This is a genomic window from Sphingomonas rubra, from assembly GCF_900115745.1.
Taxonomy (GTDB): Bacteria; Pseudomonadota; Alphaproteobacteria; order Sphingomonadales; family Sphingomonadaceae; genus Sphingomonas; species Sphingomonas rubra.
Genome location: NZ_FOXP01000007.1, coordinates 190335 through 216513 on the forward strand (window position 1 = coordinate 190335; position 26179 = coordinate 216513).

At 65.3% G+C, this 26179-nt stretch carries 28 protein-coding genes; 11 read left to right on the forward strand and 17 right to left on the reverse strand.

Going from position 1 to position 26179, the window contains the following annotated elements:
- Nucleotides 1-9 precede the first annotated feature (9 nt).
- The 9 genes from BM145_RS10520 to BM145_RS10560 form a co-directional block, all read right to left on the reverse strand.
- Nucleotides 10-1005 (reverse strand): aldo/keto reductase, encoded by a 996-nt coding sequence (locus BM145_RS10520; RefSeq protein WP_093333593.1) that lies wholly within the window; start codon nt 1003-1005, stop codon nt 10-12.
- Nucleotides 1005-3221, reverse strand: a complete 2217-nt coding sequence (gene paoC / locus BM145_RS10525) for an aldehyde oxidoreductase molybdenum-binding subunit PaoC (RefSeq protein WP_093333594.1) — start codon at nt 3219-3221, stop codon at nt 1005-1007. The genes BM145_RS10520 and paoC overlap by 1 nt, the downstream gene beginning before the upstream one ends.
- Nucleotides 3218-4183: an FAD binding domain-containing protein gene (locus BM145_RS10530; RefSeq protein ID WP_093333595.1), complete on the reverse strand. Its 966-nt coding sequence runs from the start codon at nt 4181-4183 to the stop codon at nt 3218-3220. Before BM145_RS10530 ends, paoC begins: the two co-directional genes overlap by 4 nt.
- Nucleotides 4180-4815, reverse strand: coding sequence for an aldehyde dehydrogenase iron-sulfur subunit PaoA (gene paoA, locus BM145_RS10535; protein ID WP_093333596.1), 636 nt, complete (start codon nt 4813-4815; stop codon nt 4180-4182). Before paoA ends, BM145_RS10530 begins: the two co-directional genes overlap by 4 nt.
- A gap of 189 nt (nt 4816-5004) precedes the next feature.
- Nucleotides 5005-6174, reverse strand: coding sequence for a (R)-mandelonitrile lyase (locus BM145_RS16380; protein WP_093333597.1), 1170 nt, complete (start codon nt 6172-6174; stop codon nt 5005-5007).
- On the reverse strand, nt 6171-6878 hold the full coding sequence (locus tag BM145_RS10545) for a RibD family protein (RefSeq protein WP_093333598.1): 708 nt from the start codon (nt 6876-6878) through the stop codon (nt 6171-6173). The genes BM145_RS16380 and BM145_RS10545 overlap by 4 nt, the downstream gene beginning before the upstream one ends.
- Before the next feature lie 17 nt (nt 6879-6895).
- Nucleotides 6896-7954 (reverse strand): NAD(P)-dependent alcohol dehydrogenase, encoded by a 1059-nt coding sequence (locus BM145_RS10550; protein WP_093333599.1) that lies wholly within the window; start codon nt 7952-7954, stop codon nt 6896-6898.
- Nucleotides 7955-7982: 28 nt separating this feature from the next.
- Nucleotides 7983-8309 (reverse strand): carboxymuconolactone decarboxylase family protein, encoded by a 327-nt coding sequence (locus tag BM145_RS10555; protein ID WP_093333600.1) that lies wholly within the window; start codon nt 8307-8309, stop codon nt 7983-7985.
- Nucleotides 8309-8707, reverse strand: coding sequence for a (R)-mandelonitrile lyase (locus tag BM145_RS10560; RefSeq protein WP_093333601.1), 399 nt, complete (start codon nt 8705-8707; stop codon nt 8309-8311). The genes BM145_RS10555 and BM145_RS10560 overlap by 1 nt, the downstream gene beginning before the upstream one ends.
- Before the next feature lie 93 nt (nt 8708-8800).
- Between BM145_RS10560 and BM145_RS10565 the strand changes: the two genes are divergently transcribed.
- Nucleotides 8801-9694 (forward strand): LysR family transcriptional regulator, encoded by an 894-nt coding sequence (locus BM145_RS10565; protein ID WP_093333602.1) that lies wholly within the window; start codon nt 8801-8803, stop codon nt 9692-9694.
- A gap of 422 nt (nt 9695-10116) precedes the next feature.
- Here BM145_RS10565 and BM145_RS10570 read toward each other — a convergent pair whose 3' ends face one another.
- Genes BM145_RS10570 through BM145_RS10585 form a run of 4 tightly spaced genes read right to left on the reverse strand, consistent with a single transcriptional unit; the run spans nt 10117 to nt 13470 of the window.
- Complete coding sequence (locus tag BM145_RS10570; protein ID WP_093333603.1) at nt 10117-10722, reverse strand: response regulator transcription factor; 606 nt, start codon at nt 10720-10722, stop codon at nt 10117-10119.
- Nucleotides 10719-11810 (reverse strand): sensor histidine kinase, encoded by a 1092-nt coding sequence (locus BM145_RS10575; protein WP_093333651.1) that lies wholly within the window; start codon nt 11808-11810, stop codon nt 10719-10721. The genes BM145_RS10570 and BM145_RS10575 overlap by 4 nt, the downstream gene beginning before the upstream one ends.
- 2 nt (nt 11811-11812) lie before the next feature.
- Entirely contained in the window at nt 11813-12565 is a 753-nt protein-coding gene (locus tag BM145_RS10580; protein WP_093333604.1) for an ABC transporter permease, read from the reverse strand.
- A complete protein-coding gene (locus BM145_RS10585; protein ID WP_093333652.1) occupies nt 12562-13470 on the reverse strand; it encodes an ABC transporter ATP-binding protein in 909 nt (302 codons plus the stop codon). The genes BM145_RS10580 and BM145_RS10585 overlap by 4 nt, the downstream gene beginning before the upstream one ends.
- A gap of 248 nt (nt 13471-13718) precedes the next feature.
- Between BM145_RS10585 and BM145_RS10590 the strand changes: the two genes are divergently transcribed.
- Nucleotides 13719-14633 (forward strand): alpha/beta fold hydrolase, encoded by a 915-nt coding sequence (locus BM145_RS10590; protein ID WP_093333605.1) that lies wholly within the window; start codon nt 13719-13721, stop codon nt 14631-14633.
- Nucleotides 14634-14695: 62 nt separating this feature from the next.
- Nucleotides 14696-15124 (forward strand): VOC family protein, encoded by a 429-nt coding sequence (locus BM145_RS10595; RefSeq protein WP_245739252.1) that lies wholly within the window; start codon nt 14696-14698, stop codon nt 15122-15124.
- 70 nt (nt 15125-15194) lie between these two features.
- On the opposite strand, the gene BM145_RS10600 is transcribed toward BM145_RS10595, so the two are convergent.
- The gene (locus BM145_RS10600; protein WP_093333606.1) at nt 15195-16211 is read right to left on the reverse strand and encodes a hypothetical protein; all 1017 of its coding nucleotides are present in this window, start codon (nt 16209-16211) and stop codon (nt 15195-15197) included.
- Nucleotides 16212-16427: 216 nt separating this feature from the next.
- Between BM145_RS10600 and BM145_RS10605 the strand changes: the two genes are divergently transcribed.
- On the forward strand, nt 16428-16754 hold the full coding sequence (locus tag BM145_RS10605; protein WP_093333607.1) for a hypothetical protein: 327 nt from the start codon (nt 16428-16430) through the stop codon (nt 16752-16754).
- A gap of 229 nt (nt 16755-16983) precedes the next feature.
- On the opposite strand, the gene BM145_RS15705 is transcribed toward BM145_RS10605, so the two are convergent.
- The 3 genes from BM145_RS15705 to BM145_RS10615 form a co-directional block, all read right to left on the reverse strand.
- On the reverse strand, nt 16984-17487 hold the full coding sequence (locus BM145_RS15705) for a hypothetical protein (RefSeq protein WP_143090158.1): 504 nt from the start codon (nt 17485-17487) through the stop codon (nt 16984-16986).
- 194 nt (nt 17488-17681) lie between these two features.
- Nucleotides 17682-18680 carry a TraB/GumN family protein gene (locus BM145_RS10610; protein WP_177200161.1) on the reverse strand — a complete coding sequence of 333 codons (999 nt, stop codon included), beginning with the start codon at nt 18678-18680 and terminating at the stop codon, nt 17682-17684.
- A 333-nt stretch (nt 18681-19013) separates the two neighbouring features.
- On the reverse strand, nt 19014-20078 hold the full coding sequence (locus BM145_RS10615; protein WP_093333609.1) for an NAD(P)-dependent alcohol dehydrogenase: 1065 nt from the start codon (nt 20076-20078) through the stop codon (nt 19014-19016).
- A gap of 658 nt (nt 20079-20736) precedes the next feature.
- Between BM145_RS10615 and BM145_RS15710 the strand changes: the two genes are divergently transcribed.
- The 7 genes from BM145_RS15710 (at nt 20737) to BM145_RS16070 (ending at nt 26156) form a co-directional block, all read left to right on the forward strand.
- Nucleotides 20737-21129: a hypothetical protein gene (locus BM145_RS15710; RefSeq protein ID WP_143090159.1), complete on the forward strand. Its 393-nt coding sequence runs from the start codon at nt 20737-20739 to the stop codon at nt 21127-21129.
- Between the two features lie 2 nt (nt 21130-21131).
- Nucleotides 21132-21992, forward strand: coding sequence for an STAS domain-containing protein (locus BM145_RS10620; RefSeq protein ID WP_218149647.1), 861 nt, complete (start codon nt 21132-21134; stop codon nt 21990-21992).
- A gap of 5 nt (nt 21993-21997) precedes the next feature.
- Entirely contained in the window at nt 21998-22408 is a 411-nt protein-coding gene (locus BM145_RS10625; protein WP_093333611.1) for an STAS domain-containing protein, read from the forward strand.
- Nucleotides 22389-22793 (forward strand): ATP-binding protein, encoded by a 405-nt coding sequence (locus tag BM145_RS10630; protein ID WP_093333612.1) that lies wholly within the window; start codon nt 22389-22391, stop codon nt 22791-22793. Before BM145_RS10625 ends, BM145_RS10630 begins: the two co-directional genes overlap by 20 nt.
- Before the next feature lie 2 nt (nt 22794-22795).
- Nucleotides 22796-23800, forward strand: coding sequence for an ATP-binding SpoIIE family protein phosphatase (locus tag BM145_RS10635; protein ID WP_093333613.1), 1005 nt, complete (start codon nt 22796-22798; stop codon nt 23798-23800).
- On the forward strand, nt 23797-25653 hold the full coding sequence (locus BM145_RS10640; protein WP_093333614.1) for an ATP-binding protein: 1857 nt from the start codon (nt 23797-23799) through the stop codon (nt 25651-25653). Before BM145_RS10635 ends, BM145_RS10640 begins: the two co-directional genes overlap by 4 nt.
- A 329-nt stretch (nt 25654-25982) precedes the next feature.
- Nucleotides 25983-26156, forward strand: a complete 174-nt coding sequence (locus BM145_RS16070; RefSeq protein WP_177200162.1) for a hypothetical protein — start codon at nt 25983-25985, stop codon at nt 26154-26156.
- The last annotated feature ends 23 nt before the right edge of the window (nt 26157-26179 follow it).

A 26179-nucleotide genomic window follows, 5' to 3' on the forward strand; every position in this document is an offset into this window, starting at 1 on the left:
TGTCGCGCTTCAGCGCCGGGTCATGGCGAGCGCGCTTTCGGGCAGTCTCGTCCCCTCCACTGCGAAGCCGGCGGTCCCGCTCTCGATCTCGGCGAGATCGTCCGCCGTCAGCGTCAGATCGCCCGCGCCGAGGTTCTCCTGAAGCCGCGATAGCCTGCTGGTCCCTGGAATCGGTACGATCGACGGACTCTGCGCCAGCAGCCACGCGAGCGCGACCTGAGCCGGCGTCACCTGACGCCGGGAGGCGACGCTTCGAACGATGTCGACGAGCGCCATGTTCGCCTTGCGCGCCTCCCGGGAGAAGCGCGGAACATGGTTGCGGAAGTCGCCTGGGGCAAAGACGGTGTTCTCGTCGATCTGCCCCGTCAGGAACCCGGCGCCGAGCGGGCTGAACGGGACGAAACCGATGCCAAGCTCCTGTACCAGCGGAAGAAGCTCATCCTCCGGTTCGCGCCAAAACAGCGAATACTCGCTCTGCAATGCCGCGACCGGCTGGATCGCATGCGCCCTGCGGATCGTCTCCGGCGCCGCCTCGGACAGGCCGAAGTGTCCGACCGTGCCCGCAGCGATCAGCTCTCCGACCGTCCCGGCGACGTCCTCGATCGGCACGGCCGGATCGACCCGATGCTGGTAGAACAGGTCGATGCGATCGGTGCGCAGCCGCTCCAACGCCGCCTCGGCCACCGCCTTGATGTGTTCGGGCCGGCTGTTCACGCCACCGCGACGCTCGCCCGTTGCTAGATCGATGTCGAACCCGAACTTCGTGGCGATCACCACCCGGTCGCGGACAGGCTGCAGCGCCTCGCCTACCAGCTCCTCATTGGTGAAGGGACCGTAGGCCTCAGCGGTGTCGAAGAAGGTCACGCCCGCGTCGACCGCCTGGCGCAACAGTGCAACCCCCTCAGGCCGGTCGCCCGCCGGTCCATAGGTCGACGCCAAGCTCATGCAGCCGAGCCCGAGCGCCGATACCGCGAGCCCGCTTCTGCCCAGGATGCGCTGTTCCATCATGCGACCTGCGGCAGCCGGGTTAGATGCTTCTCGAGCGTGATCGGATAATCGCGGACGCGAACGCCGGTGGCGTTGTAGATGGCATTGGCCACCGCCGCGCCGACGCCGCAGATGCCGAGCTCGCCGACGCCCTTGGCCTTCATCGGGGAGGAGATCGGGTCGACCTCGTCGAGGAAGACGACCTCCTGATGCGGGATGTCGGCATGGACCGGCACCTCGTAGGTGGCGAGGTCGTGGTTGACGAAGAAGCCGAACCGCTTGTCGACCGCCAGTTCCTCCATCAGCGCCGCGCCCGCGCCCATCGTCATGCCGCCGATCACCTGGTTGCGCGCCGACTTGGGGTTCAGGATGCGCCCGGCGGCACAGACCGCGAGCATGCGGCGGATGCGGGTCTGGCCGGTGAACGAGTCCACGGCGACCTCGACGAAGTGGCCGGCGAAGGTCGACTGCTGGTACTTCTTCGCGAGATCGCCGTACTCGATGAAGTCCTCGGCGGTCAGCGGACCGTTGCGGGCGGCATCGGCGAGCTTGGCACTGCGACCACCTGCCCGGACTTCGCCGTCCGCGAACTCGACGTCGCCGGTCATCCCGAGCCGCTGGCCGACCTGCTCTCGCAGCTTGATGCACGCCGCATAGACGCCCGCCGTCGAGTTGTTCGCGCCCCACTGACCGCCCGACCCGGCCGATGCCGGAAAATCGGAGTCGCCGAGCTTCACGACGACCTTGTCGAGTCCGATGCCCATCATCTCCGCGGCGGTCTGGGCGATGATCGTGTAGGTGCCCGTGCCGATGTCGGTCATGTCGGTCTCGACCGTCACCATACCCTTGCCGTCCAACCGGACGCGCGCAGCGGACTTGGTCAGCTGGTTGTTCCGGAACGCGGCCGCCATGCCCATGCCGATCAGCCAACGGCCCTCGCGCACCGACGCGGGCTTGGCGCTGCGCCGGCTCCAGCCGAACCGGTCTGCGCCATCGCGCAGGCACTTGACGAGCTGACGCTGAGAGAACGGCCGCTGCGGCTTCTCGGGGTCAACCTGCGTGTCGTTGACGATGCGGAACTCGACCGGGTCCATCCCCAGCTTCTCCGCCATCTCGTCCATCGCCATCTCGAGCGCCATCAGTCCCGGCGCCTCGCCCGGCGCGCGCATGGCGTTGCCCTCGGGCAGATCCATGACCGCGAGCTTCATCAGCGTCATGCGATTGGCGCCGGCATAGAGCAGCTTGGTCTGCTGCACCGCGACCTCCGGCTTGCCCTCGGGCAGGTTGCCCGAGGTGCTCTCGTGCGCGATCGCGGTGATCCTGCCGTCCTTCGTCGCGCCCAGCCGTATGCGCTGGATCGTCGCGGGCCGATGCGTTGAATTGTTGGCGATCAGCGGGCGCTGCATCGCGACCTTCACCGGCCGCCCCACCGCCTTTGCCCCAAGCGCCGCAAGCGGCACGTCGGCCCTGACGAACAGCTTACCCCCGAACCCGCCGCCAATGTAGGGCGAATCCACGCGCACGTTCTCAGGGCTGAGACTCAGCGTCTTGGCGACGTCGCGCTTCGCCCAGGCGATCATCTGGTTAGACGTCCACACCGTCAGCTTCGGACCATCCCAGGCAGCGATGGTCGCGAACGGCTCCATCATGGCATGGCTGTGACCCGGGGTCGTATATTGCTGGTCGAGCTTGACGGGCGCCGAGGCGAATGCGCCGTCGAAATTGCCCACGCGATCGATCGCCGGCGCGGCGCTACCCTCGCCGCTGCCGCCGCCTTCAAGCGGGGCGGTTGGCGCGAGCGCCTCGAGGTCGTATTTGCCCTTCGTCCGAGCGTAGTCGACGCGGATCAGGTTCGCGGCCGCACGCGCCTGCTCGAAGGTCTCGGCAACGACGAGCGCAATCGCCTGATGGTAGTGCTGGACCTCCGCCCCGCCGAACAGGTTAGCGGTGTTCTGCGGGCCTAGCGGCAAGGGCTTGTGGTCTAGCGTGGAGACGATCGCCAGCACGCCGGGGGCGGCCTTAGCGTCCGCCAGGTTCATCGAGCTGATGCGCCCCTTCGCCACGGCCGAACCGACGATGTAGCCATAGGCCTGGTTCGGCGCGACATCGTGGCGCTCATAAGCGTAGGGTGCGGTGCCGGTGGTCTTGAACTTGCCGTCGATCCGGTCGGTCGGCTTGCCGACCACCTTCAGCTGATCGATCGGATTGGTGCCCGCGGGCGTCTCGAACTTCATGCCGCCGTCCTCTTCATGCCCGCATCATGCATCACCGCCCCCAGTGTCCGCTCGACGAGGGGCACCTTGAACGCATTGTCGGCGGTCGGCTTGGCGCCGGCCATCAGTCGCGTGGCGACCGCGCGAGATCCTTGCGGCATCGCTGCCTCAGCCGCCTCCACCCGCCACGGCTTGTGCGCGACGCCGCCTACCGCCACCCGGCCGGTGCCGTCAGGCTGGATGACCGCAGCCACCGAGACCAGCGCATAGGCGTAGGAGGCGCGGTCGCGGACCTTGTTGTAGAAATGCTGCCCACCGATCGGCTTGGGCAGCGTCACCGACGTGAGAAGTTCGCCGCGCTGAAGCGTGTTGTCGAACTGCGGCGTGTTGCCGGGCAGCCGGTGGAAGTCCGCCATCGAAATCGACCGGGTTCCACCTTGCGGATTGACCGTCTCGACCGTCGCATCGAGGACGCGCAGCGCCACGGCCATGTCGCCGGGGAAGGTCGCGATGCACGCGTCCGACGATCCGATCACCGCGAGCTGGCGCGAGTAGCCGCCGATCGCGGCGCAGCCGGAACCGGGCTTGCGCTTGTTGCAGGGCTGGTTCGGATCGTAGAAGTAGGGGCAGCGAGTGCGCTGGAGGATGTTGCCGGCGGTCGACGCCTTGTTGCGAAGCTGCCCGCTCGCGCCGGCGACGATCGCCTTGGTCAGCACCGCATAGTCGCGGCGGACGCGATCGTCCGATGCAAGCGCCGTGTTGGTGACGTTGGCGCCGATCCGAAGGCCACCCTCGCGCGTCGCCTCGATGCGATCGAGCTTCAGGTCCTGGACGTCGACGAGATGCGTCGGCGTCTCAATCTCCAGCTTCATCAGGTCCAGGAGGTTGGTGCCGCCTGCGATGAACTTGGCGCCGGGACGACCGGCGACGATCGCGGCGGCCTCTGCCGGCGTCTTAGCGCGCTCATAGGTGAAGGGCTTCATGCGTCCACTCCCGCGACTTCGGTCATCGCTTCGAGGATGTTGGAATAGGCGCCGCAGCGGCAGATGTTGCCGCTCATCCGCTCGCGCATCTCGTCGTTGGTGGCCTGCGGCCGGGCGGTTACATCAGCCATTGCGTGGCTCGGCACGCCGGCCTTGATCTCGCCGAGAACCGCCACGGCCGAGCAGATCTGCCCGGGGGTGCAGTAGCCGCACTGGTAGCCGTCGTGCTTGACGAAGGCGGCCTGCATGGGATGCAGCTTCTCGGGCGTGCCGAGACCCTCGATCGTGGTGATCTCGTCGCCTTCGTGCATGACCGCCAGGCTGAGGCAGGAGTTGATCCGGGTGCCGCCGACCATAACGGTGCAGGCACCGCACTGGCCGTGATCGCAGCCTTTCTTGGACCCAGTGAGCTTTAGATGCTCGCGGAGGGCATCGAGCAGCGTGGTGCGGGTATCGACGTCGAGCGAGCGGCGCTGTCCGTTCACCTTCATGGTGACCTTCATCGTCGCCGGCTGCGGCTGCAACGGAGCGGCCTGTGAATCTGCCACGGACACTGTGGTCAGCGCGGCGGTCGCGGCGCTTCCGACCAGCAAACCCCGGCGGGAAATCTCCATCTCGTTCGAGCCGCTCATATCCTTGTCCTTCCCGGTCCGCTCATCAGCGTTTTTCGCCTCTTGGCGCTCGTTGGTGCAGGCGCTACGATTGATTGCAGCCTACGCTTTCAACAGGATAACGCATCGCCGGCGGTCTGATTACATACCGTAATCGGCATGAACCTATCTGCGACGTTCATGAAAGCGTGACTGGATCTGCCAGCGTGCTCAATTCACAGGCGCTTGACGATACTCTGCGTCGGAGACGGCTTCTGCCCAGGCGACTTGCTCGCCCTCGACACTTTCGCTGACCGCCACATGCGACATCGCACTGTCCGGTGCCGCACCATGCCAATGCCGGACCCCGGGCGCGGTCCAGACGACGTCACCGCGGTGCATCGTCCAGACGCGGCCGCCCTGTTCCTGGATCAGCCCGCGTCCGTCGGTGACCAACAGGAGTTGTCCGAAGGGATGCGTGTGCCAGTTGCTGCGGGCACCGGGCCGAAAGGTCACGCGTGCGCCGCCCAGCTTCGATCCGCCCGTTCCGCGGAAGGGCGTGTCCGTGGTGACCGCGCCGGTGAAGTTGCTGGCTGGTCCGCGTGCCGGCTCGCTGCCGCCTGGCACGATCGTCAGCGTGGCCGGCGGATTACCCTCATCGGACATCGCCTTGGCGGCGACCGCGACCGCCGCCATCGCCTTCGGCCAGCCTGCGTAGAAGGCCAGGTGGGTCAGCGCCTCGCCGATTTGGTCATGGGTCAGCCCGTTCTCGATGCCGCGCTTGACGTGGAAGGCGAGCTGATCGCCGTCACCGCCAGCGGCGAGTGCTGCGATCGTGAGGAGGCTACGATCTCGCGGAGCGAGATCGGTGCGGAGCCACAGGTCGCGGAAGAGAACGTCGTTGGTGAGCGCCGCCAGCTTGGGCGCGGTGGGTGCCACGGTAGCCTCTACCGCTTTCGCTCGGTCGCCATCCGAAGCGGGTAGCGGCATGGCTCCCGCACGTCGCGGGATGTTCGACGCGGCGATGTGCCGGGCGTGGAACACACGCTCGATCACCTCCAAGGACGAGACCGCGTTCGGCCAGCCACTATAAAACGCGAGGTGAGTGACGATCCCCGATACCTCGCCCGGCGTCACGCCATTGTCGAGCGCGCGACCGAGATGCCCTTCCAGCTGCGCCGTCTTGCCCGTGGCGATCAGCACCGCGACGGTGACGAGGCTGCGGTCGCGCGGCGCGAGCTGCGGCCGGCGCCAGACGTCGCCGAAAAGCACGCCGTCGGTGTAGCCGGCGAGACCCGGAGCGATCCGCTGCATGGCAGGCGGGGCCACAGAGCCGGACCGAGCCTGCTGCGCGGACGCGGGCACGGCGATCATGCTGAGGATCATGCCGAGACGCTTCATGCCGTGCCCCCGTCCGGCCGCACATCGTAAGCCAGGTGGACGACACCGTGCTCCAGCGCTGTCGCAGACCGGAGCGCCAGCGTCACCTTGCCCGCGAGGCCATCAGCACCATGCGAGACGATGCCCTGGGTGCCATCGCCTCCGTCCAGCGCCGGGGCGACCAGCACGTGAAGTTCGTCCACGACGCCTGCGGCCAGCATCGATCCGTTGATCCCGCCGCCTCCTTCCAGCAGCAAACGCCGAATGCCGAATCGGGCAGTCAGGGTGTCCAGCGCTGCGGCCAGATCGATCTCGGCCGTATCGGCGACGACATAGGAGACGCCGTCGTCAGCGAGCTCGGCCAGATGCTCGTCCGAGACGTCGGCACCGAGCAGCACGATCACATGGTCACTGCCGATGTCGCCCTTGTCGAAACGCAGCTTGCCCGAACGGTCGACCGCGACGGCGTAGCTGTCGGCCTTCGCCGCGACATGGACGGGCCGGATCGCGACAACGCCCGTGGCGGGCGCGTGGGCGCCCGCCTTGGACATTTCGGCCATCGTCACCCGACCGACAAGCCACGCGTCAGCCGCCATTTGGTCATGAAGCCGCTCGTAGACCCCGCTCCATTCCTTGCGGGTGCCGTCCGGACTGGCGGTGTAGCGGCTAGGGTGCAGACGGCCGTCGATCGACGACAACATGAGGCAGGCGACATGCGGCTTCATGGGCGGGCTCCTTCGGTTCAGGCGACCTCGGCCAGATCGAGCGAGGCCATGTCGATGACGAAGCGGTAACGCACGTCGGACCGCTCCATCCGCTCGTAGGCCTGGTTGATGTCGGCCATGGCGATCATCTCGACCTCGGGAAGGATGTTCTTCTGCGCACAGAAGTCGAGCATCTCCTGGGTCTCGGCGATGCCGCCGATCGGCGATCCGGCAACGCGCCGGCGGCCGAGCAGCAGCGGCACGGTGTTCATCTCGTTCATCGGGCCGATCTGACCGACCAGCACCAACGTGCCGTCGACGTCGAGCAGCGGCAGATACGGGTCGAGGTCGTGCTTGACCGGCACCGTGTCGATGATGAGGTCGAACCCGGATGCCGCGGCCGCCATCGCGTCCGCATCCTCCGAGACGAGGAAGGCGTGCGCACCCAGCGCCAGCGCATCCGCCTGCTTGTCCGCCGTCCGGCTCATCACGGTGACGTGCGCGCCCATCGCCGCGGCGAGCTTCACCGCCATATGACCGAGGCCGCCGAGCCCCGTCACGCCGACGCGGCTGCCTTCCCTGATCCCCCAGGTCTTCAGCGGCGAATAGGTGGTGATCCCGGCGCAGAGCAGCGGCGCCGCCTTGGCGACGTCGAGGCCCTCAGGCATCGTCAAAACGAACTCCTGCCGGGCGACGATGTGCTTGGAGTAGCCGCCCTTGGTCGGCTCGCCGGTCACCCGGTCGGTGCCGCCGTAGGTGCCGGTGTTGCCCTCGCGGCAAAGCTGCTCCTCGCCTTTGAGGCACTGGTCGCAATGCTGGCAGCTGTCCACCATGCAGCCGATCGCGACGATGTCGCCGACCTTGTGCTTCGTCACGTCGCCCGCGACCTCGGTGACACGACCGACGATCTCGTGCCCCACGACGGTCGGGTAGGTCGTCCAGCCCCAGTCGTTGCGGGCGGTGTGGAGGTCCGAGTGGCAGACCCCGCAATACAGGATCTCGATCGCGACGTCGTTCGGGCGCAGTTCGCGACGGTCAAAGTGGAAGGGCGCGAGATGGCCGCTGGTGTCCTGCGCGGCGTAACCGATGGTCTGCATGGTGTTTCCTGGTTTTGAAATGAAAGGGTCAGACACCCGCGTTGGTGAAGGCCTGACGCAACACGGGAATGGCCGTGTTCGCCGTCGGCCAGCCCGAGTAGAAGGCGAGATGAGTCACGGTCTCGACCAGCTCGTCTTTGCTGACGCCGTTGGCGAGCGCGCGGGCGACGTGACCGGGCAGCTCGTTGTGCCGATAGGTCGCGATCAGCGCCGCCACGGTGACGAGGCTACGATCGCGCGGGGAAAGGCCGGGACGTTTCCAGACCTCGCCGAACAGGACGCGGTCGGACAGATCGGCAAAGTCGGGTGCGATATCGGCATAGGCCTTCTGCGCGGGGGTCTGTTCGTCCGCCATCACGCAACACTCCCCAGATAAGCGGCGTCCGACACCTTCTCCAGCCAGTCGACGGCCTTGCCGTCCTTCATCTCGGCGATGGCGATGTGGCTCATGGCATTGTCGGGCGCAGCACCATGCCAGTGCTTCTCGCCAGGGGCGAAGAAGATGATGTCACCGGGGCGGACCTCCTCGACGGGGCCACCCTCACGTTGCACGCGGCCGAGCCCGAAGGTGATGATGATCGTCTGACCGAGGGGGTGGGTGTGCCACGCGGTGCGCGCGCCGGGCTCGAAGGTGACCGTGGCACCGCTCAGAGCACCACTTCCCTTGAACGGTGCGTCGGTACGCACGGTGCCGGAAAAGTACTCTTCCGGCCCCTTGCCTGACGGCTGAGACCCGGTGCGGGTGATATCCATGTTCGCTCTCCGACTGCTTCCGTGAATATGGGCATGAACAATGCGTGCGATTAGATGCTGGATGCCGCATGGACTTATCGCTACGGTTCATAAGTGAACCGAGACGACCTTGTTGATCTGAATGCCTTCATGGCAGTGGCAGAGGCGCGCAGCTTCACGCGCGCGGCAGCGAAACTGGGTACATCGCAATCCGCGCTGAGCCATACCGTGCGTCGGCTCGAAACCCGGCTCGGCGTCCGATTGCTCACCAGAACGACGCGTAGCGTCGCGCCGACCGCGGCGGGCGAGAGGATGTTGGCTACCCTGACGCCCGCGCTGAATATGATCGATGCGCAGATCGCCTCTCTGAGCGATTTGCGGGACAAGCCGCAGGGTCTGATCCGGCTCACGACGTCCGAGCATGCGGCAGAGACGGTGCTTCTGCCGACCCTGGCACCCTTCCTGGCCGAATATCCCGACATCCAGGTCGAACTCAGCATCGATTCCGGACTGACCGATATCGTCACCGATCAATTCGATGCGGGGGTTCGTCTGGGCGAGGCTCTCGCCAAGGACATGGTCGCTGTCAGGATCGGACCCGAGCTGCGGATGGCCGTGGTCGGTTCCCCCGCCTATTTCGAACATCACCCGATCCCTAAAACGCCGCAGGACCTGTCACAACACAATTGCATCAATCTGCGGCTCCGCTCGGCCGGCGGACTTTACGCGTGGGAGCTGGAGAAGAACGACCGTGAGGTTCGCGTGCGGGTCGAAGGCCAGATGTCGTGCAACAACACCGCGACGATCGTGCGCGCGGCGATTCGTGGGGTTGGGCTCGGCTTTGTGATGGAAAGTTCGGTGGCCGATCACGTTGCTCGCGGTGAGTTGATGCGCGTGCTGGATGACTGGTCCCCGCCGTTTGCCGGCTATCACCTCTACTATCCAAGCCGTCGGCAGCCATCCGCCGCCTTCGCTCGGCTTGTTGACGCTCTTCGCTTTCGCGGCTGATACCTTGAGTGCCGACGATCTATAGCGCTCGCCAGCGCCGATTATTGGATTTCTGGGGCCGCGCCGTCGGTTGCAATAGGCGATGCGGATGGATTGACGTGCTTTCGAAAATGCGACCTTCGTTATCACCGCGCCCTCTGCCCCAGACATGAATGAACGGCCGCAGTTGAGAAGCAGGCAACGGCGTGTGAATGTCGCTTTTTGGGTCGTCTGGCTGCCTCTCCGCAGCTCCGGTCTAGGGCACCTCTTGTTGCCGCAACCCCGTCTCCACGGTGCAGTTTCGGGAAAGAGCAATCGGGAACGGGTTTTGGGAAAACAGCTTGCTGCGGGGCGCCAACGTGGTCCATACGAGCCGCTTTCCCGTCATAGCTTCCTTTTAGAGAAGGGCGATCATAGCATCGCCGCCACTAACGGAATTTGGGTCAGAGCCATCCCCTTGATCGGGCGAGGCGTCCGGCTTCAATGCGGTTCCCAGCCCCCAGCTTGGCGGCGGCATCGGCGAGGTAGTTGCGGATCGTGCCGGGAGCGAGCGAAAGGCGGCGGGCTATTTCCTTGTTGGGCAGCCCTTCCTCCGCCAGGCGCAGGACCGCGCGCTCGCGCCCGCTAAGCGGGTCAGCACCTGCCTCCCATGCAGCGGCAGCGAGTGCCGGCGGGATCACGCGGCTACCCACGGCAACCGTCCGGATCGCTTCGGCCAGCGTCTCGACGGGCGCGTCCTTGAGCAAATAGCCGTGAACCCCTGCGTCGCGCGCCCGCGAGAGATAGCCGGGCCGCGCGAAGGTGGTCACAATGATGACCCGCGTAGCCAACTTGGCAGCCCCGATGGCGGCGGCGACATCGATCCCGCTCAGCCCCGGCATCTCGATGTCGGTGAGCAGGACATCGGGCAGCAGGTCGCGCACGAGCGAGATCGCTGCCTCACCATCGTGCGCTTGCCCGACGATCGTAATGTCGGGCTCCAGCGCCAGCAACGATGCGAGCGCGCCCAGCACCATGGCCTGATCTTCCGCGACGACGATCCGGATCACGCCGGCACCTCGGCAACGAGGCGCGTACCCGTCGGACCGGCAACCAGATCGAGCCGCCCGCCCGCAGCCACGACGCGCTGACGCATCCCGCGGATGCCGTTGCCCTCCCGGAATACACCGCCCCGACCGTCGTCGGCGACGGTCAGGCTCGCGGTCGTGCCGTGTTGGCTTACGGTAATCGCGCATTGCCGCGCACCCGCGTGGCGGATGACGTTGGTGATCGCTTCGCGCAGCGTCATCGCCAGCACCGCTCCCGCATCACCCGCATTGGCGCTCAACTCACCTTCCAGCCGGTGCATGATGCCCGCTGCATTGAGCGCCGCGGTCGAAGCGTCGATCTCGTGCGCGAGGCTGCCTCCCGCCTGCCCCGCCAAGGTCAGGCGCACTTCGCCGAGCCCCTCGCGAGCCACATGCGCTACCGCGCGCATCTCGGCTTCTGCGGCAGTTGGATCGCGGTCAATCAGCCGCGCGGCAAGATCGGCCTTGAGCGCGACCAGCGTCAGTGTCCGGCCGACGACGTCGTGCAGATCGCGCGTGATCCGTTCGCGCTCGGCAGTGCCGGCAAGGCGGCGCACCTCCCCTTGGGTTTCGCTGAGCGCGACCGTTCGATCCCAGAACGCCTCGCGCGAGATGGTGCCGGCGCCGGTCATCACCACCAGCATCGCGCCGGGCAACCACCAGAGCACCGGCTGGCCGAGCAGCAGCCCCGTAGCGAGCGTGGTCAGCATCACGGCCCCGACGCCGATCAACGCATGATGGGCAGGCCGCAGGCTGCCGATCATCGCGCCGGCATAGATGGCGAAGACCGTCCAGCTCCCTTTGAAGCCGCCGATCGCTACCCCCACGCCGATCGCCAGGATCGCCGTCGTCGCCCACGGCCGCCAGCGTTCCGATCGATGGCCGATCACGTACACCGGCAGAAACAACGTGATCGCGACAACCGCGGCGAACAGGTCCGCGGTAGTCGGTCGCACCCACAGCCAGGGAATGGGGTAGAACGTGAGATAGATCAGCCACGGCCAAGGGCTGTCCCAAAAGCTGTTGCGCGTCGCCCGCATCCCCAGACCTTGCGGAGTGGTGCCGGTCATCGTCAAGCTGGACTCCGCCGCCATCCGGTCCACGCCCACACCGCTGCCAGTCCAGTCATGGCTGCGACGATCGCGGCGTGGACGAGGGGAGCACCGAGTGGCTCGGCGCCCACCACCGCCTGCGCCAGCTGACCGAGATGGTAGGCCGGGGTAGCCTCGCCCAACGCGCGCATCCAACCCGGCAGCATCCGGGATGGAATCCACAGCCCGCCGATCACCGCCGAGCCGAGAAACAGCGCGTTGGCGATGGCGACGGCGCCCTTGCCGCCCATGCGCATGCCGATGCCGAAACCGATCAGTGCGAAGGGGATGGTCGTGCCCAGATGAATGAGGGCGAGCAGCAGCCACTGCGCGGGCGTCAGCACCGCCCCGCCGACGATGGCCAGCGCGTAGATCAGCCCGACCGCCAATGCCGTCGCCATCAGCGCAGCCGCGAGCTTCGCGGCGACGAAGGCGCCGATCGGCATCGGCGATACGCGCTTCAGCTCGATCAATCCCTGCTCGCGTTCTATGGCGACCCCGGCGCCGAAGCCAAACAGCGACGGGCCGATCGCGGCGAATACGCCGTAGCCGGCAAGCCCCGCAGCGACGCTCGCAGGGGTCGGATCGCGCGCGAGCGCCAGGGTGAAGAGGCCGTAGAAGGCGCCGGGGGTGACCACGGTCGGCAGCAGGAACTGCGGCAGCCGCCAGCTGCGCTTGAGCTCGGCGACGCATTCGCGCCGCCAGATGCCGGTGGGGAGGGCGTGTGTGGTCATGCGGCGATCCTGTGCGGCGGGGCGAGCAGGGCGGCGATGGCATCCTCCAGCGTCGCGTCCCCGACCCGCAGGTCTGTCACGGCCGGATCGGCGTCGAGCAGGCGGCAGAGCGTCGTCGGCGCATCGCGGGTGACGATACGCAGTTCGGCGCCTTCGGCCTCGACCTCGCGCACTCCCGGCATCGCATGCACGACCGCAAGGGCGAGCCGCGTCCGACAGCGGATCACCGATCCACCGACCTGCGCGCGAATCGCACCCGGCGTATCGTCGGCGACGATGCGGCCACGATCCAGCACGACGACCCGGTCCGCGAGAGAATCCGCCTCTGCGAGGTCGTGGCTGGTAAGTAGCACGCCGGTGCCTGCGTCCGCCGCCTCGCGTACCGTCGCCCACAACGCCCGGGCGGAACCCCGGTCCATCGCCGCGGTCGGCTCGTCGAGGATCAACAGGTCGGGGCGCCCGCAGATGGCAAGCGCATATTGCACGCGCCGCGCCTGACCGCCCGACAGCGTGCCGCAGCGCCGCTCGCCGAGATCGGCCAGCCCTGCGAGAGCCAGCGTTTTCGCCACGGGACGCGGATGGAAATAATAGCCCGACTGGAGCGCGACCATCTCCGCGACCGTCATCACGTCGGGTAGGCCCGCCGTCTGCAACATGACACCCATCCGGCCCCGGACTGCCGGCCGCCGCGGGTCGAGCCCGAACAGCCGCGCGGTGCCGGCATCGGGTGCCAGTCGCCCGGTCAGAAGCCCAACGCAGGTCGTCTTGCCCGCGCCGTTCGGACCAAGCAGTGCGGTCACCTCACCGGCGCGGATCGCCAGGTCGAGGCCTTCCAGCACGGGTTTGCTCCCGAGCCGCTTTGTCACCGCCGTCAACGTCGCGATGGCGGACAGATCGTCGGTCATGTCAACGTCTCCCTTCATGGGAAACGTATCGCCGGTCGCGCGCCAATCCGGCACTGGCGGATGTCACGTCGCTTGCATGACAGATGTCATGCCCGCCGGCTGACCGGGTGGCATTTGTCATGGCGCGGGCATGACATCGGTAACTGGCGCGGTGACTGCCCTCCTGCGATCCTCGTCGGCATCACGAACAGCGGCAGGCCGGCGCTCCGCCGAACACCTATCGCAGCCCACCGTCCGAAGGAACGACTATGCGACATCACATCCGTTACCTCACTGCCGCCGGCCTCATGGTCACACAGGCGATGGCATCATCGTCGGCGTTGGGACAGCAGCCGGTCGCGGCGGCATCGACCGACGCTACCCCGCGCGTATTCGCCGACAGCCGGCTGGTAGTGCGCGACCGGATCAGTATCGAGGTCGTTGGTCGCGGCCCCGACATCGTCATGATCCCGGGCCTAGCCTCGTCGCGCGAGACGTGGCGTGCGACCGCCGAGCGGCTGCGTGCCAACTACCGCATTCATCTAGTGCAGGTGGCCGGCTTCGTGGGTGAACCGGCCCGGGGCAATGCGACCGGCGAGGTCTTCGCACCGGTGGTCACCGACATTGCGGCCTATCTGGCGACGCTCGGCAAGCCTGCGACGGTGATGGGCCACAGCCTTGGCGGCACCTTCGGCTTGGACTTGGTCCAGCGCCATCCCAAGCTCGTGTCGCGCCTGCTCGTGGTCGATGCGCTCCCCTTCTTCGGGGTGGTCATGGCCGGGCCGGCGGCGACCGTCGACACCGTGCGTCCGATGGCAGACGCTATGAGCAGGGCACCCGCCACTCGCATGTCCGACGCCCAGACCCGGACGATGATGGCCCAAATGGCGACTGCGCCCGCAGACGTGGACCGCATTTCCGGCTGGAGCCGGCTCAGCGACCCGGCGGTCATCGGCAAGGCGATGCGCGAGGACATGCTGGCCGACCTGCGGCCAGGTCTGCCCGCGGTCAGGACGCCGGTGACCGTCCTCTACGAGACCCCGCTGGCATCGCTGATGACCGCCGGTTACGCCACTCTGCCCGGCAGCAGGCTCGTCGAAGTACCGCAGGCAAAGCACTTCATCATGTACGACCAGCCTGCGCGGTTCGCGGCGGAAGTAGACGCCTTTCTCAAGCGACAATAATACGGTCGGGAAAGTCCCCTGGTTGTCTTGATCGCCACTTCCAAGAGTAAGGGGGCATTGTCGTGCTGGCTGAAGTCCGGCAGCGGTTCAGTATGCCTCAACGCCTCCACCTCACTGCGCTCCTCGTCGACGATTATGACACTGCGCTGTCCTTCTTCGTTGAAAAACTGGGCTTCGAGGTGCGTGAAGACAGCCGTCTTGGAGATGGGAAGCGATGGGTCGTGATCGCGCCGCAGGGAGCGGCAAGCGGACTGCTACTGGCGCGAGCCGTTGACGAACGGCAGCGGAATGCCATCGGCAATCAGAGCGGTGGTCGCGTGTTCCTCTTTCTAGAAACGGATGACTTCGCTCGGGATCATCTCGCCTACACGCAGCGGGGTGTACGGTTTGTCGAGGCCCCCCGGCGCGAGCCATATGGCATCGTGGCGGTCTTTCAGGACCTTTACGGCAATCGATGGGATCTGATTGAGCCTATCCCCGCGGAGCAATGATTTCCTTTTCACCCATTCAAATGGGAAAGCCGCACTCCTTCCGCGTGCCATTCGCGAGCAGGAAGGCTGGTTAGCTGGAGCGGTGACCTAACCGCCAGGCAAGGAGCCGGATGAAAGGCTCCGGATCGTCCAGGCGGAACGCGACCCGCACGAACGGACCTCGCTTTTTCAGAAGCGAGCGACGATGCAGAGGGCGATCCAACCGGAGCATGATGTTTGGCCAAGCAAGCAGCGCCGCGTTAAGGGTCGCGGGATCGCGTACCTCCTCGCCGGTGAAGCCGCCTTCGATGGCAACGATCGTGTCGAGCGGCACGAGCTGGTTGATCAGGAAACCGGCTCGCACGCGCACGCCCTCGGGCGTCAGCAGTACCGGCCTGAACCTGAACGACTTGATGAGCCCGACCAGGTATACGAAGCCCACGTCACTTAGCACGAACATGACCAGCGTGGCGGTGCGGCTCCAGTGCCCGACCAGCAGATGATAGACGACGATCTCGATCGCCGACAGGATCAGCAGCGTCGCGCACATCGGCGTCAGGTGCCTGTGATAGGCGAAAGCGCGGGCGTTCGCCGGGACATCTGCCGGTCCGCCCCAGCGAAACAGCGCCATGTGGATCACCGTCATCTCCGCCACGGCCAAGCGGACCAGCGCCGGCGGAAGTAGCTCGGACGCGGCAGACACCCATCGCTGCTTGCGGTCGATGCCTTTCCTGCCCACTGCTTGGCGCGCTCGGGACGTGGCCCAGGCGACATGACCCAGAACGACGGCCGCCATCGTCACCACCAGCGCCGGCGTCTCCAACAGCGCGTCCCGCATCGCCGATGGCGAACCAAGCCAGACGGTGAGGCTGGCGCCGGCCAGGACGCCCAGCACGGCGCTCCATGCCGGCTTTCCAACTGATCGGGCGATCAGCGACAGCATCAGCGTGTCCGCGACCACCCACAGGAAGAGCAATAGCGCTGCAAACGGATAGGCAGTCGCCAACGGCGTTCGCACCGCCATTCCAGCCAGCGCGACGATGATGACGGGTACGATGCTTGCGGCGATAGGTCGGCGACCAACGCCGTCACTGGTCTGGGCTACCATAAAGACCCCCGTTCGCCTGCGCGAACGACCGGATGCTGGTCTGGCGCAGCGTCGCCCGTGCTTATACGCCGGCTTTGCGGGCGGCCGCCAGCGTCACCATATTCTCAGAAGAGCTTTGCTGACCAGATTTGAAAACGTCTTTGTCGTTCTCTTTTCCCGATCGATCTGGGAAAGCAGGGGCTTCCCTGACACGGCGGTGAACGGCATGATTCAGCAATGACCTTCGGATTTTCCACGCTGATCGACGCGCTCAGTTGGGCGATCGTCGTGCTGTTGGGCTTGAAGGTAGCGGCAACAATCATATTGCTCAGCCGCGACAAGCAAACGTGGTTTCAGGCCAGATGGAGCGCGGGTCTTTGGTGGTCCACCAAGGTGACACCGATCCTCGCCGTGCCCTGCATGATAGCTGTGGCATTGCTCCAACGCAGAGCTGGCGATGCTTGGGCCTACGGTGGTTTGATGCTTTTCGTCCTCATCGCCGTCCCGATCGTCGTCTGGCGGCGGTTCTATCGTGCGCCTTCGCGCACCAGGCCGATCGGCTAGCTATTCCTGTTTCACCATCCCTTTTGAGAAGGCACGGCCGGGCGAGGAAAGGGGGCGGCGCCTGGCCGTGCCTTCGCCGGTGAGATGAACGAGTGACCGAAGTTGGTGAGCCGGAGATAGCCCACGAGTGTCTGGATGTGGGTCGTCGTTGCTCCACAGCAGCTGAGTACCTCGCGCCAAGTAGTGGAGGTCAACGCGGCGGATCGCGCTTCCGACCGGCCGCGGTCCATCAAGGCGTGACGTCGATGACGAGTTCGTTGCTGATCAGTTTTGCCCGACGCGTTGGTCGCTCTTCAATATCCATAAGGAAGATCACCGCTCGCACACGATAGCGTCCCGGGCCTGGGAACAAATTGATTGCTCGCGCACCGGCCACAGCCACGAAAGGCCCGTCGGGCCTTATCGTCATGAGCCCATCCAAGCCGACCGGAGGTGTTGGCGGCGAAATCGCAATCGGCTCCCTGGGAGCCACAAGACGCCCGTCGACACCGCGAACCTCATAGGCGATTCCGCGAGTTACGTTGAGCATCGGCGACACGCTGACGGCGTTCCGCGACGATGCAAGTCTGACCTTCAGCGGCACGGTGCTGCCCATGGCGACTGTCGTGGCAGCCGAGGACAGGCCGACATCGAGATCGGGCGAGGCGGAACCGCGCCATGCCCCTTGCGCTGACGGTGACCAGGCTGCCGCGGCGGATTGGAGGCCGGCGACCAGAAGAAGCATCAGCATCATTCACTCCGTTTCCGGCTCACGACCTTAGCACGTCATGTCCATAGTCGACCAACGATGATGATCCAGCAGGCCTATTCGTCGGCAACGAAAGCGGACGCTTGCTCATCCTGAACGGATGTCCGACGATGGGCGCGTGGGAAGCGACCTTGAGTGTCGCTTTATGGGTCGCTCATACAGGCTCTTCCGCTACGTCCTCAGGGTCTCCAACGAGGGCCGGAGACGTCGAACCCCGCCGCGACGAGATCATCCAGCACTCCACCCGGCGCTGCGAGCGCGTCGAGCGAGACCACCGCCAGCGTCACCTGGGGCCTGCCGAGCAATCCCCAAAGTGCGGGACCGAGCGCCGCGTCCCGCTTGCGCTCCAGGCTGCCGCCGTGCGGCCAGCACCGCTGCTGTCCGTCATCCACCTTCGCGGCCAGCGCGGCGGGAACGCGGCGCGCTGCCCATGCGCCGGATCGGGCAACGCGTGCGGCGGCGCGCGACTGGGCGCCGGCATCACCTGCCTCCACCAGCGCCACCACGTCCATCAGGCACGGCACATGCTCGCGTGGCGACGACGCGAAGAACTCGGCCGTCACCTCCTTGATGCCGGCTTGCGCCAGGGGAACGCGCTTGTCCTTGTTCTTGCCAAGGTAGCGGCGGACATAGGCGTCGGCGCCGGGGACCAGCTTGCGCCGCTCGTGGAGGGATCGGCCGAGGTCCACCGCCAAGTGATAGGGATGCTTCCGCTCGAAGCCGGGCTTCAGGATGCCGCGGTGGCGCAGAGCGACCAGCTGCGCCCATTGCGCTGGCGAGGTCATCGCTTCCAGCGTCTGTCCCTTCGGAAGCGTCGATTGCGCGCGCCACTTGCCGATCAGGCTGATCATGGAGAACAGCCCGAAGCTGATGTCCATGGCCTCGGGGAACATGATCCGGTCGGCCTGGGCGAGCGCGGCGTCGAGGGCGACGGGATTCCATTGGGTGCCGGGAACGAGCCGGCCGATCGACCCCACCAGCACGACGGACGTACCGCGACCCGACACCCGCCACACCGGGATGCCGCTGCGTTGGGCGGTGACGACGATCTCGTCGGTCGACCGCCCGGTCGCCGTGGCCGGATCGACCTGGGCTAGCGCGGTGCCGGTCGAGCCGGCCATCATCGCCGCGCCGATGATCCAAGACGCGGCGAGCCTCGTGCATGATGCCATGGTCATTGTACGATCCTGATCGACCATTATGGCAAAATGCGGGCTCCACCTGCCGGCTTGCAGGTCGGGAGAGCTGGATTCTTTCGCAAACTACAATCAGGCGGCGGCGACAATCGGCCCAATGTGAGCCCACAACAGGTAAATGAACGAGCGACAGCTTTTGGCACAGGCTCAGCTGTAACTAAACGTCTCCTTGTGGGTCTAAGATCGCCGTTCATTGACACTGGTTGGCGTGCAAACGGAAGCATGATCCGAAGGCGCAGCTTGGACACGTCGGAGTAGGCGACTTGAATTGACTGAAGATGGTGGCGCCGGCTGGTAGAGCCGGCGCCGGACCTGTCAGGCGGCCTGCAGTGACTGCATGTCGATGACGAAACGGTATTTCACGTCACTTTTCACCATGCGATCATATGCGGTGTTGATCTCGTCCATCCGGATCATCTCGATGTCGGCGGTGAGACCATGCTGGTTGCAGAAGTCGAGCATCTCCTGTGTCTCGGCGATGCCACCGATCAGCGACCCGGCGATGGCGCGGCGGCGGAACACCAGGCCGCCGACCGAGGGCGAGGGGTGCGGCTCGGCGGGCACACCGACCAGGGTCATGGTCCCGTCGCGCTTCAACAGATTGACGAACGGATCGAGGTCGTGCGGTGCAGCGACCGTGTTGAGGATGAAGTCGAAGCTGTTGGCATGGGCGGCCATCTCGGCTTCGTCGCGGGAGACGATCAGGTCGCGGGCGCCTAGCCGCCGGGCGTCCTCGCGCTTGCCGGGCGAGGTGCTGAACACATACACCTCCGCACCCATCGCTGCAGCGATCTTGACGCCCATGTGGCCGAGACCACCCAGGCCGACGATGCCGACCTTTTGGCCCGGCCCGACCTTCCAGTGGCGCAGCGGCGAATAGGTGGTGATGCCCGCGCACAGCAAAGGTGCCACCGCGGCCAGATCGCGTTCATGGTGCGTCACCTTGAGGCAGAAGCCCTCGTCGACGACGATGTGATCGCTGTAGCCGCCAAAGGTATGGCCACCCAGCACCGGGTCCGGACCGTTGTAGGTGCCGACAAAGCCGGTGCCCTCGCAGTACTGCTCCTCGCCATCGGCGCAGGAGGCGCATTGGCCACAGCTGTCGACCATGCAGCCGACGCCGGCGATGTCGCCGACCTGGAACTTGCTGACGTCCGCGCCGACCGCGGTCACCCGGCCGACGATCTCGTGTCCGGGAACGCACGGGTACAGCGTTCCTTCCCATTCGCCGTGCGCGGTGTGAAGGTCGGAATGGCACACGCCACAGAACAGGATGGCGATCGCGACGTCCTTGGCGCCCGGATCACGGCGCTCGAAGCTGAATGGCGCGAGGGGAGCGGTCGACGATTTCGCGGCGTAGCCGTGAGTGGTGGAGGGCATGGTGGTCCTTGATGGAGCGAATGTCGGCCTCAAATGGGGTCGTGGCGGACTAGATATAACCCGTCTGGCCCACCGCACGCCATGTCAGCAGCCGTATCGCGTCCACGCCAGCGAACGTCCGCATCCAAACTATCAGGCCAATACCGCCGACATCGGCGTCACACCCAAAGCACCGCTCCGCGCTCACATCCATCCGGAAAATCGAAGCTGAACAAACGACCGGTTTCGGAAAGCGGCAGAGCGATCCTGAATGTCTGCTTCTGGGTCTTCGTAGCACCTAAGCCGCCCGTCGCGACATGGTCTACCTTCGCCGCTAACCGTGCGGATTGCGCTTCCGAAACGCGCAGCCTGTGGCGGTTCCGGCTTTCCCGTTTATCCGTCTTCACATGGTCGTTTCGGGAAAATGCATTCGGGAACAGATTTCGGGAAAATGTACCCCTAAGGCGTCCGACAGCGCGATCGGCGGCCTGGCATTCCAGTCACAGGTTCGTTTCTGGGAACGCTGGAATGGCAGTAAATGATAGAACGTCGGCATTTGAGCCGGGCTGGTTTCGATCAAGAAGCGAGTGGCAACTCTCAATCGAAACGGCTCCAACATGACCCTTCGCAGCGCCCGTGCCCGAACTATCCTGCTTTCCGCAGCGAGCCTCATCGTCGGTTGTGGCTCGGTCGCTACCGGCCCACATCGGCCGCGGCTCAGCAGCAGAGCGTCGCTGTACAAGCGGGCGATGAACGCATCACGCCCTACCATGCCCGCTTTGGTCGAACGCGGCCGGTTATCGCAATCGTTGGGGAGAACAGCGGCACCGAGCTGACCGATTATGTCATTCCCTATGGCATCCTGCGCCAGGCTGATGCCGGCGAGGTCGTGCCTATCGCGATCAAGCCCGGGCCGATGACGATGCGGCGGCGCTGCGTCTCCAACCGTCGTCACGGTAACGATCCATCTGACGCTGGCTTGAAGGCAGCAGTTCGGAAGGCACTCTCGAGCGGTGAGACAAAGCGCGAGGCAACCGCTAGAAGGATAGAAATGCCGTCAAAGGGGATATGATTATGGAAGACGGCTTTGCCGCCCTGTCGAAGATCGTCAGCGAGCGCGAGAGCGAAATCGTCGCTCACTGGCGGCAGCTGCTCGTCACGGCGTCGGGTGGCACGGGACGGATCAAGGACGCGGAGGTTGAGAAGCAGTGCCGCGACTTCCTGTCCGCGTTCGCGGCGGGGCTCGGTGCCGGCGCTACGGTCGCGACCGACCCTGCTTTCGACTCGGCTCGTGAATTGCTCGGCGGGGTATCGCAGTCACGCGCGAACCAGGGCTTTACCCCGACCGAGACCGCTACCTTCGTCTTCTCGCTGAAGGAGCCGCTCTTCGAGCAGGTCCGAGCGAGCTATCCGGACGATACCGCTCGTGTAGCAAGCCTGGGCTGGGACATGACCCAGATCCTCGACCAGCTCGGTCTATACACCATGGAGGTCTACCAGCGCAGCCGCGAGGACGTGGTTCGCCGGCAGCAGGACGAGATCGCTGAACTGTCGACGCCCGTTGTCAAACTCTGGGAAGGCATTCTGGCACTGCCGCTAATCGGCACACTCGATTCCGCACGAACCCAGGTCGTCATGGAGAACCTGCTACAGGCCATCGTTGACCAAAGCGCTGATCTCGCGATCATCGACATCACCGGCGTGCCGACAGTCGATACGCTTGTCGCGCAGCACCTACTCAAGACGATCGCGGCCGCGCGCCTCATGGGTGCCGATTGCATCGTGTCCGGCATCCGGCCCCAGATCGCGCAGACAATGGTGCATCTGGGTGTCGAACTCGACGTCGTGTCGAAAGCGACGCTCGCCGACGCGTTGGCGCTCGCATTCCAGCGTACCGGGCGAACGGTCGTCCGCAAGGCCGTCGCGAAGGGCTGAGCGACATGGACCGTATCCCAATCCTCAAGCTCGGCCGTGCGCTGCTCGTCAGCATCCAGGTCGACATTCACGATCGACTCGCCAAGGCGCTGGAGGAGGACCTGTCCGAGCGCATCGTCGCGACCGGCGCGCGCGGCGTGATGATCGACATCTCGGGGCTGGAGATCGTCGACTCGTTCATGGGCCGGATGCTGGACAACATCGCGGCCGTGTCGCGCCTGCTCGACGCCGACACCGTCGTGGTCGGCATGCGCCCGGCGGTCGCCATCACGCTCGTTGAGCTTGGACTGTCCCTGACCGGAGTGAAGACCGCCCTGAACGTCGAGCGCGGCATGACGCTCATCGGCAGCGGCCAATACGAGGAAATCGAAGGCGACGACGCCCCGGGGGGCGGCGATGAGCGCGACGAGGGATGACGTTTTGCCGATCAGGGAGTCGGACGATGTCGTCCGTGTCCGTCAGGCGGTCCGCGTCCAGGCCGTCGCGGCGGGGCTAGGCCTCGTCGACCAGACCAAGATCGTGACTGCCGCTAGTGAACTGGCGCGCAACACGCTGGACTATGGACTTGGCGGCACGGTTCGGATCGAGACGTTCACGGGCAATCCTCGGCGTGGCGTGCGGCTGACGTTCGAGGACAATGGCCCGGGCATTCCCGACCTCGAACGGGCGTTGACCGACGGCTATACAACGGGAGGCGGCCTCGGGTTGGGGCTCAGCGGCGCGCGTCGGCTCTGCAACGAGTTTGAGATAGAGTCGGTGGTGGGTCAGGGAACGCGCATTACCATCGCGCGGTGGAAGTGACGATGCGCCTGATCGAAGTTCGAGACGTTTCTCAGGTCGCGGAAGCCCGTCGCACAGCCGTGGCTTTAGCCGAGGCGCACGGGTTCGACGAAAGCGATGCAGGCAGGGTCGCGATAGTCGCAACCGAGCTGGCGACCAACATCCTCAAGCACGGTGATGGAGGCAATCTCCTCATCGATAGCTTCGAGGATGCGTCCGGCGCCGGTATCGAGTGCTTGGCACTCGATACCGGCGCCGGCATGGCGGACGTCGCGCTGTCGATGAGGGACGGCCATTCCACCACCGGCACCGCGGGAAATGGGCTGGGCGCGGTTTCTCGAGGTTCTCACGTCACGGACATATACTCGGCACCGGGTTGCGGCACCGCGATCATGGCTCGCTTGCAAAAAGGCCGTCCCGGGCAAAATCGTGAGCGCGAACATTCCACCTATGGTGCCGTCAGCCTGCCGATGCGCGGCGAGGAAGCCTGCGGGGATGCCTGGTGCCGGAAAGACGATGGCAGCGGACCCACTTTCATGGTGGCGGATGGACTTGGCCACGGACCTCTTGCTGCACAGGCAGCACACGCGGCAACACGTACCTTCCACGCCTCCAATGACGTACCTCCCAGCGAGATGCTCATAGCGATGCACGGCGCGCTGCGTCCGACCCGCGGGGCTGCGATCGGGATCGCCCACTTCGACCCGAGCGGACGACAGGTCGTCTTTGCCGGTGTCGGCAACATCGCCGCGACGCTCGTCGACACCGACAACGGCGTTCGGCGCATGATCTCGAACAACGGCACCATCGGTCACATCGCGCGCCGGATGCGGGATTTCACCTATCCGATCACGACGACCACTCTGGTCATCCTGGCTTCCGATGGCTTGGCGACAAGCTGGGATCTGGCGTCCTATCCCGGCCTCACTTCTCATCATCCAGCCCTCATCGCCGGTGTGCTCTGGCGCGACTTCAATCGCGGCCGGGACGACGTGACGGTGTTTGTGGGCAGGATCGAGGTCGCATGACGCCTACCCCGATCATGACGGTCGCATTGATCGAAGAGGCGGACATCGTTGCGGCGCGGCAGCGTGCGCGTCAAATCGCCGACCTGCTCGGTTTCGAGGCGCAGGACCAGACGCGGATCGCGACCGCTGTGTCCGAGATCGCGCGGAATGCGACCACCTACGGCGGGGGCGGGCGGATCGAGTTCGGCATCGAGAATGCCGACGTCCCAAGCCTCGTCATCCGCATCCGGGACAAGGGTCCCGGTATTGCGGACGTGGATGCGATCCTGGAGGGGCGATTCCGAAGTACGAGCGGCATGGGCGTCGGCATCTCCGGGACCCGACGCCTGATGGACCGCTTTGAGTTCGACAGCCAGCCGGGGCGCGGTACGTCCGTCCTCCTTGGGAAACGGCTACCCAAGACGGTGAATTGGGTCAGCACTTCCAGGCTGGGCGAGATTGGGAAAGTGCTTGCGGCGACGGGTGCGTCCGATCCGCTGGTCGAGGCTCGCACCCAGAACCAAGAATTGCTCCAGGCGCTGGCCGACCTCAAGGCCAAGCAGGACGAGAGTGAGCGGCTAAACGCAGAACTGGAAGAGACGAACCGCGGCGTGGTTGCCCTCTACGCTGAGCTTGACGAGAAGGCTGCGCAGCTATCCGCGCTCAATGGTCAGCTGGAAGGGCGCGTCGCCGCGGCGGTTTCGGAATGCCAACAGGCCAACGACGCCTTGCGCCAGAGCCAGAAGATGGAGGCGGTCGGGCAGCTCACTGGCGGCATCGCCCATGACTTCAACAATCTGCTCCAGATCGTCACCGGTAATCTGGAGATGCTCGTGCGGCGACTCCCGGCCGATGATGTCCGCCTGCGGCGGGCGGCGGATAATGCGATGTCCGGGGCTCAGCGGGCGGCAACCTTGACGCAACGGCTGCTTGCGTTCGCCCGGCGCCAGCCGCTCGCGCCGAAGCCTCTCGACCCTAACCACTTGGTCGAGGGCATGTCGGACCTCATGCGGCGAACGCTCGGCGAAACCGTGTCCGTCGACGTTCGGCTCGCTCCCGAGCTATGGAAAGTCGAGGCGGACGCCAATCAACTCGAGAATGCGCTTCTCAATCTTGCGGTAAACGCCCGCGACGCGATGGAGCCGGGCGGTACGCTGACGATATCGACGGCTAATGGCATCATCGGGGAGGCGGACGCAGAGGACGACGCCACTCCTGGTCACTATGTTTCGTTGGCCGTCTGCGACACCGGAGCGGGCATGTCCGAGGCGACGATGACCCGTGTGTTCGAGCCGTTCTTCACGACCAAGGAGGTCGGCAAAGGGACCGGTCTTGGTCTCTCGATGGTCTATGGGTTCGTCAAACAGTCCGGGGGGCATCTCAGGATCGAAAGCGCACTTGATCGGGGTACGACCGTCACGCTGTACCTGCCGAAATTCACCGGTATCGCGCCTGCGGAAGAGCCGGTGGTCGTTGGTGAAACGGCGCCAGCCAAGCCAGGAGAGACTATCCTCGTCGTCGAGGATGATCCCGATGTCCGTGCTCATAGTTGTGACGTTCTGACCGAGCTGGGTTATGCGGTAACGGCGGTGGCGGATGGACCTGCTGCGATCGATGTGCTCGATGGCCCAGCCCGGATCGATCTCGTCTTCACCGACGTGGTTCTGACCGGCCCGATGAACGGCCGGGACATCGCCCAGCATGCTCAGACTGCGCGGCCCTCAACGCCGGTCTTGTTCACTTCCGGATACGCCCGGGAAGCCATCACTCACAATGCCCGCCTTGATGAAGGCGTTACCCTGTTGTCCAAACCATTTAACTACATCGACCTGGCGTCAGCGGTGCGTGCTGCGATCGACAAGGCAAACATATAGGAGCGTCAAGCCAACCGGCGTCCTCATTCCGAGGTAGGACAGTTTCACCCGTCACCACTCGCCACATTAAGCGGGCGGACGGCGCGCCGGACGTACCAAGAAGCCGCGAATCGGAATTTAACGCTGGGACGGGTGGTGGCATTCCGATTAAGGATCGCGCAAGCTGGCCCTTTGTGTTTCGCAATAGGGGGAAATGGTCGCGTCCGGCTCGCGTCGTCCCTTTTTTCCAGCACCTGACGGGATTTCGGGAAGCTGGGCGAATTCCCGAAATTCGATCCCTTGTGAGACAATTGCGGGCTATTAGCGTACGCTGGGAAAGCGTTTCTGCGATGACCCCGGCTATCCTGCGAACGCGGCTGTGCGCCGGGCATCCTGACGAGGGCATGGCGGTGCTGACCAAGCCCTTCAACGTCCTCGAATTCGGAACGACGGGTTGGCGAGATGATTACCGGCTGACCGGCAACGCGGAGGCAGACAAAGGTGACGCGTTAATAAATTACTAACACCCCAATGCCATGAATGCAGC

Coding starts and splice junctions, on each gene's coding strand:
- BM145_RS10520 (WP_093333593.1), bottom strand. CDS start 1,005: ATGGAACAGCGCATCCTGGGCAGAAGCGGGCTCGCGGTATCGGCGCTC.
- paoC (WP_093333594.1), bottom strand. CDS start 3,221: ATGAAGTTCGAGACGCCCGCGGGCACCAATCCGATCGATCAGCTGAAG.
- BM145_RS10530 (WP_093333595.1), bottom strand. CDS start 4,183: ATGAAGCCCTTCACCTATGAGCGCGCTAAGACGCCGGCAGAGGCCGCC.
- paoA (WP_093333596.1), bottom strand. CDS start 4,815: ATGAGCGGCTCGAACGAGATGGAGATTTCCCGCCGGGGTTTGCTGGTC.
- BM145_RS16380 (WP_093333597.1), bottom strand. CDS start 6,174: ATGAAGCGTCTCGGCATGATCCTCAGCATGATCGCCGTGCCCGCGTCC.
- BM145_RS10545 (WP_093333598.1), bottom strand. CDS start 6,878: ATGAAGCCGCATGTCGCCTGCCTCATGTTGTCGTCGATCGACGGCCGT.
- BM145_RS10550 (WP_093333599.1), bottom strand. CDS start 7,954: ATGCAGACCATCGGTTACGCCGCGCAGGACACCAGCGGCCATCTCGCG.
- BM145_RS10555 (WP_093333600.1), bottom strand. CDS start 8,309: ATGGCGGACGAACAGACCCCCGCGCAGAAGGCCTATGCCGATATCGCA.
- BM145_RS10560 (WP_093333601.1), bottom strand. CDS start 8,707: ATGGATATCACCCGCACCGGGTCTCAGCCGTCAGGCAAGGGGCCGGAA.
- BM145_RS10575 (WP_093333651.1), bottom strand. CDS start 11,810: ATGACCGGCACCACTCCGCAAGGTCTGGGGATGCGGGCGACGCGCAAC.
- BM145_RS10580 (WP_093333604.1), bottom strand. CDS start 12,565: ATGACCACACACGCCCTCCCCACCGGCATCTGGCGGCGCGAATGCGTC.
- BM145_RS10585 (WP_093333652.1), bottom strand. CDS start 13,470: ATGACCGACGATCTGTCCGCCATCGCGACGTTGACGGCGGTGACAAAG.
- BM145_RS10590 (WP_093333605.1), top strand. CDS start 13,719: ATGCGACATCACATCCGTTACCTCACTGCCGCCGGCCTCATGGTCACA.
- BM145_RS10600 (WP_093333606.1), bottom strand. CDS start 16,211: ATGGTAGCCCAGACCAGTGACGGCGTTGGTCGCCGACCTATCGCCGCA.
- BM145_RS10605 (WP_093333607.1), top strand. CDS start 16,428: ATGACCTTCGGATTTTCCACGCTGATCGACGCGCTCAGTTGGGCGATC.
- BM145_RS15705 (WP_143090158.1), bottom strand. CDS start 17,487: ATGATGCTGATGCTTCTTCTGGTCGCCGGCCTCCAATCCGCCGCGGCA.
- BM145_RS10610 (WP_177200161.1), bottom strand. CDS start 18,680: ATGACCATGGCATCATGCACGAGGCTCGCCGCGTCTTGGATCATCGGC.
- BM145_RS10615 (WP_093333609.1), bottom strand. CDS start 20,078: ATGCCCTCCACCACTCACGGCTACGCCGCGAAATCGTCGACCGCTCCC.
- BM145_RS10620 (WP_218149647.1), top strand. CDS start 21,132: ATGGAAGACGGCTTTGCCGCCCTGTCGAAGATCGTCAGCGAGCGCGAG.
- BM145_RS10625 (WP_093333611.1), top strand. CDS start 21,998: ATGGACCGTATCCCAATCCTCAAGCTCGGCCGTGCGCTGCTCGTCAGC.
- BM145_RS10630 (WP_093333612.1), top strand. CDS start 22,389: ATGAGCGCGACGAGGGATGACGTTTTGCCGATCAGGGAGTCGGACGAT.
- BM145_RS10635 (WP_093333613.1), top strand. CDS start 22,796: ATGCGCCTGATCGAAGTTCGAGACGTTTCTCAGGTCGCGGAAGCCCGT.
- BM145_RS10640 (WP_093333614.1), top strand. CDS start 23,797: ATGACGCCTACCCCGATCATGACGGTCGCATTGATCGAAGAGGCGGAC.
- BM145_RS16070 (WP_177200162.1), top strand. CDS start 25,983: ATGACCCCGGCTATCCTGCGAACGCGGCTGTGCGCCGGGCATCCTGAC.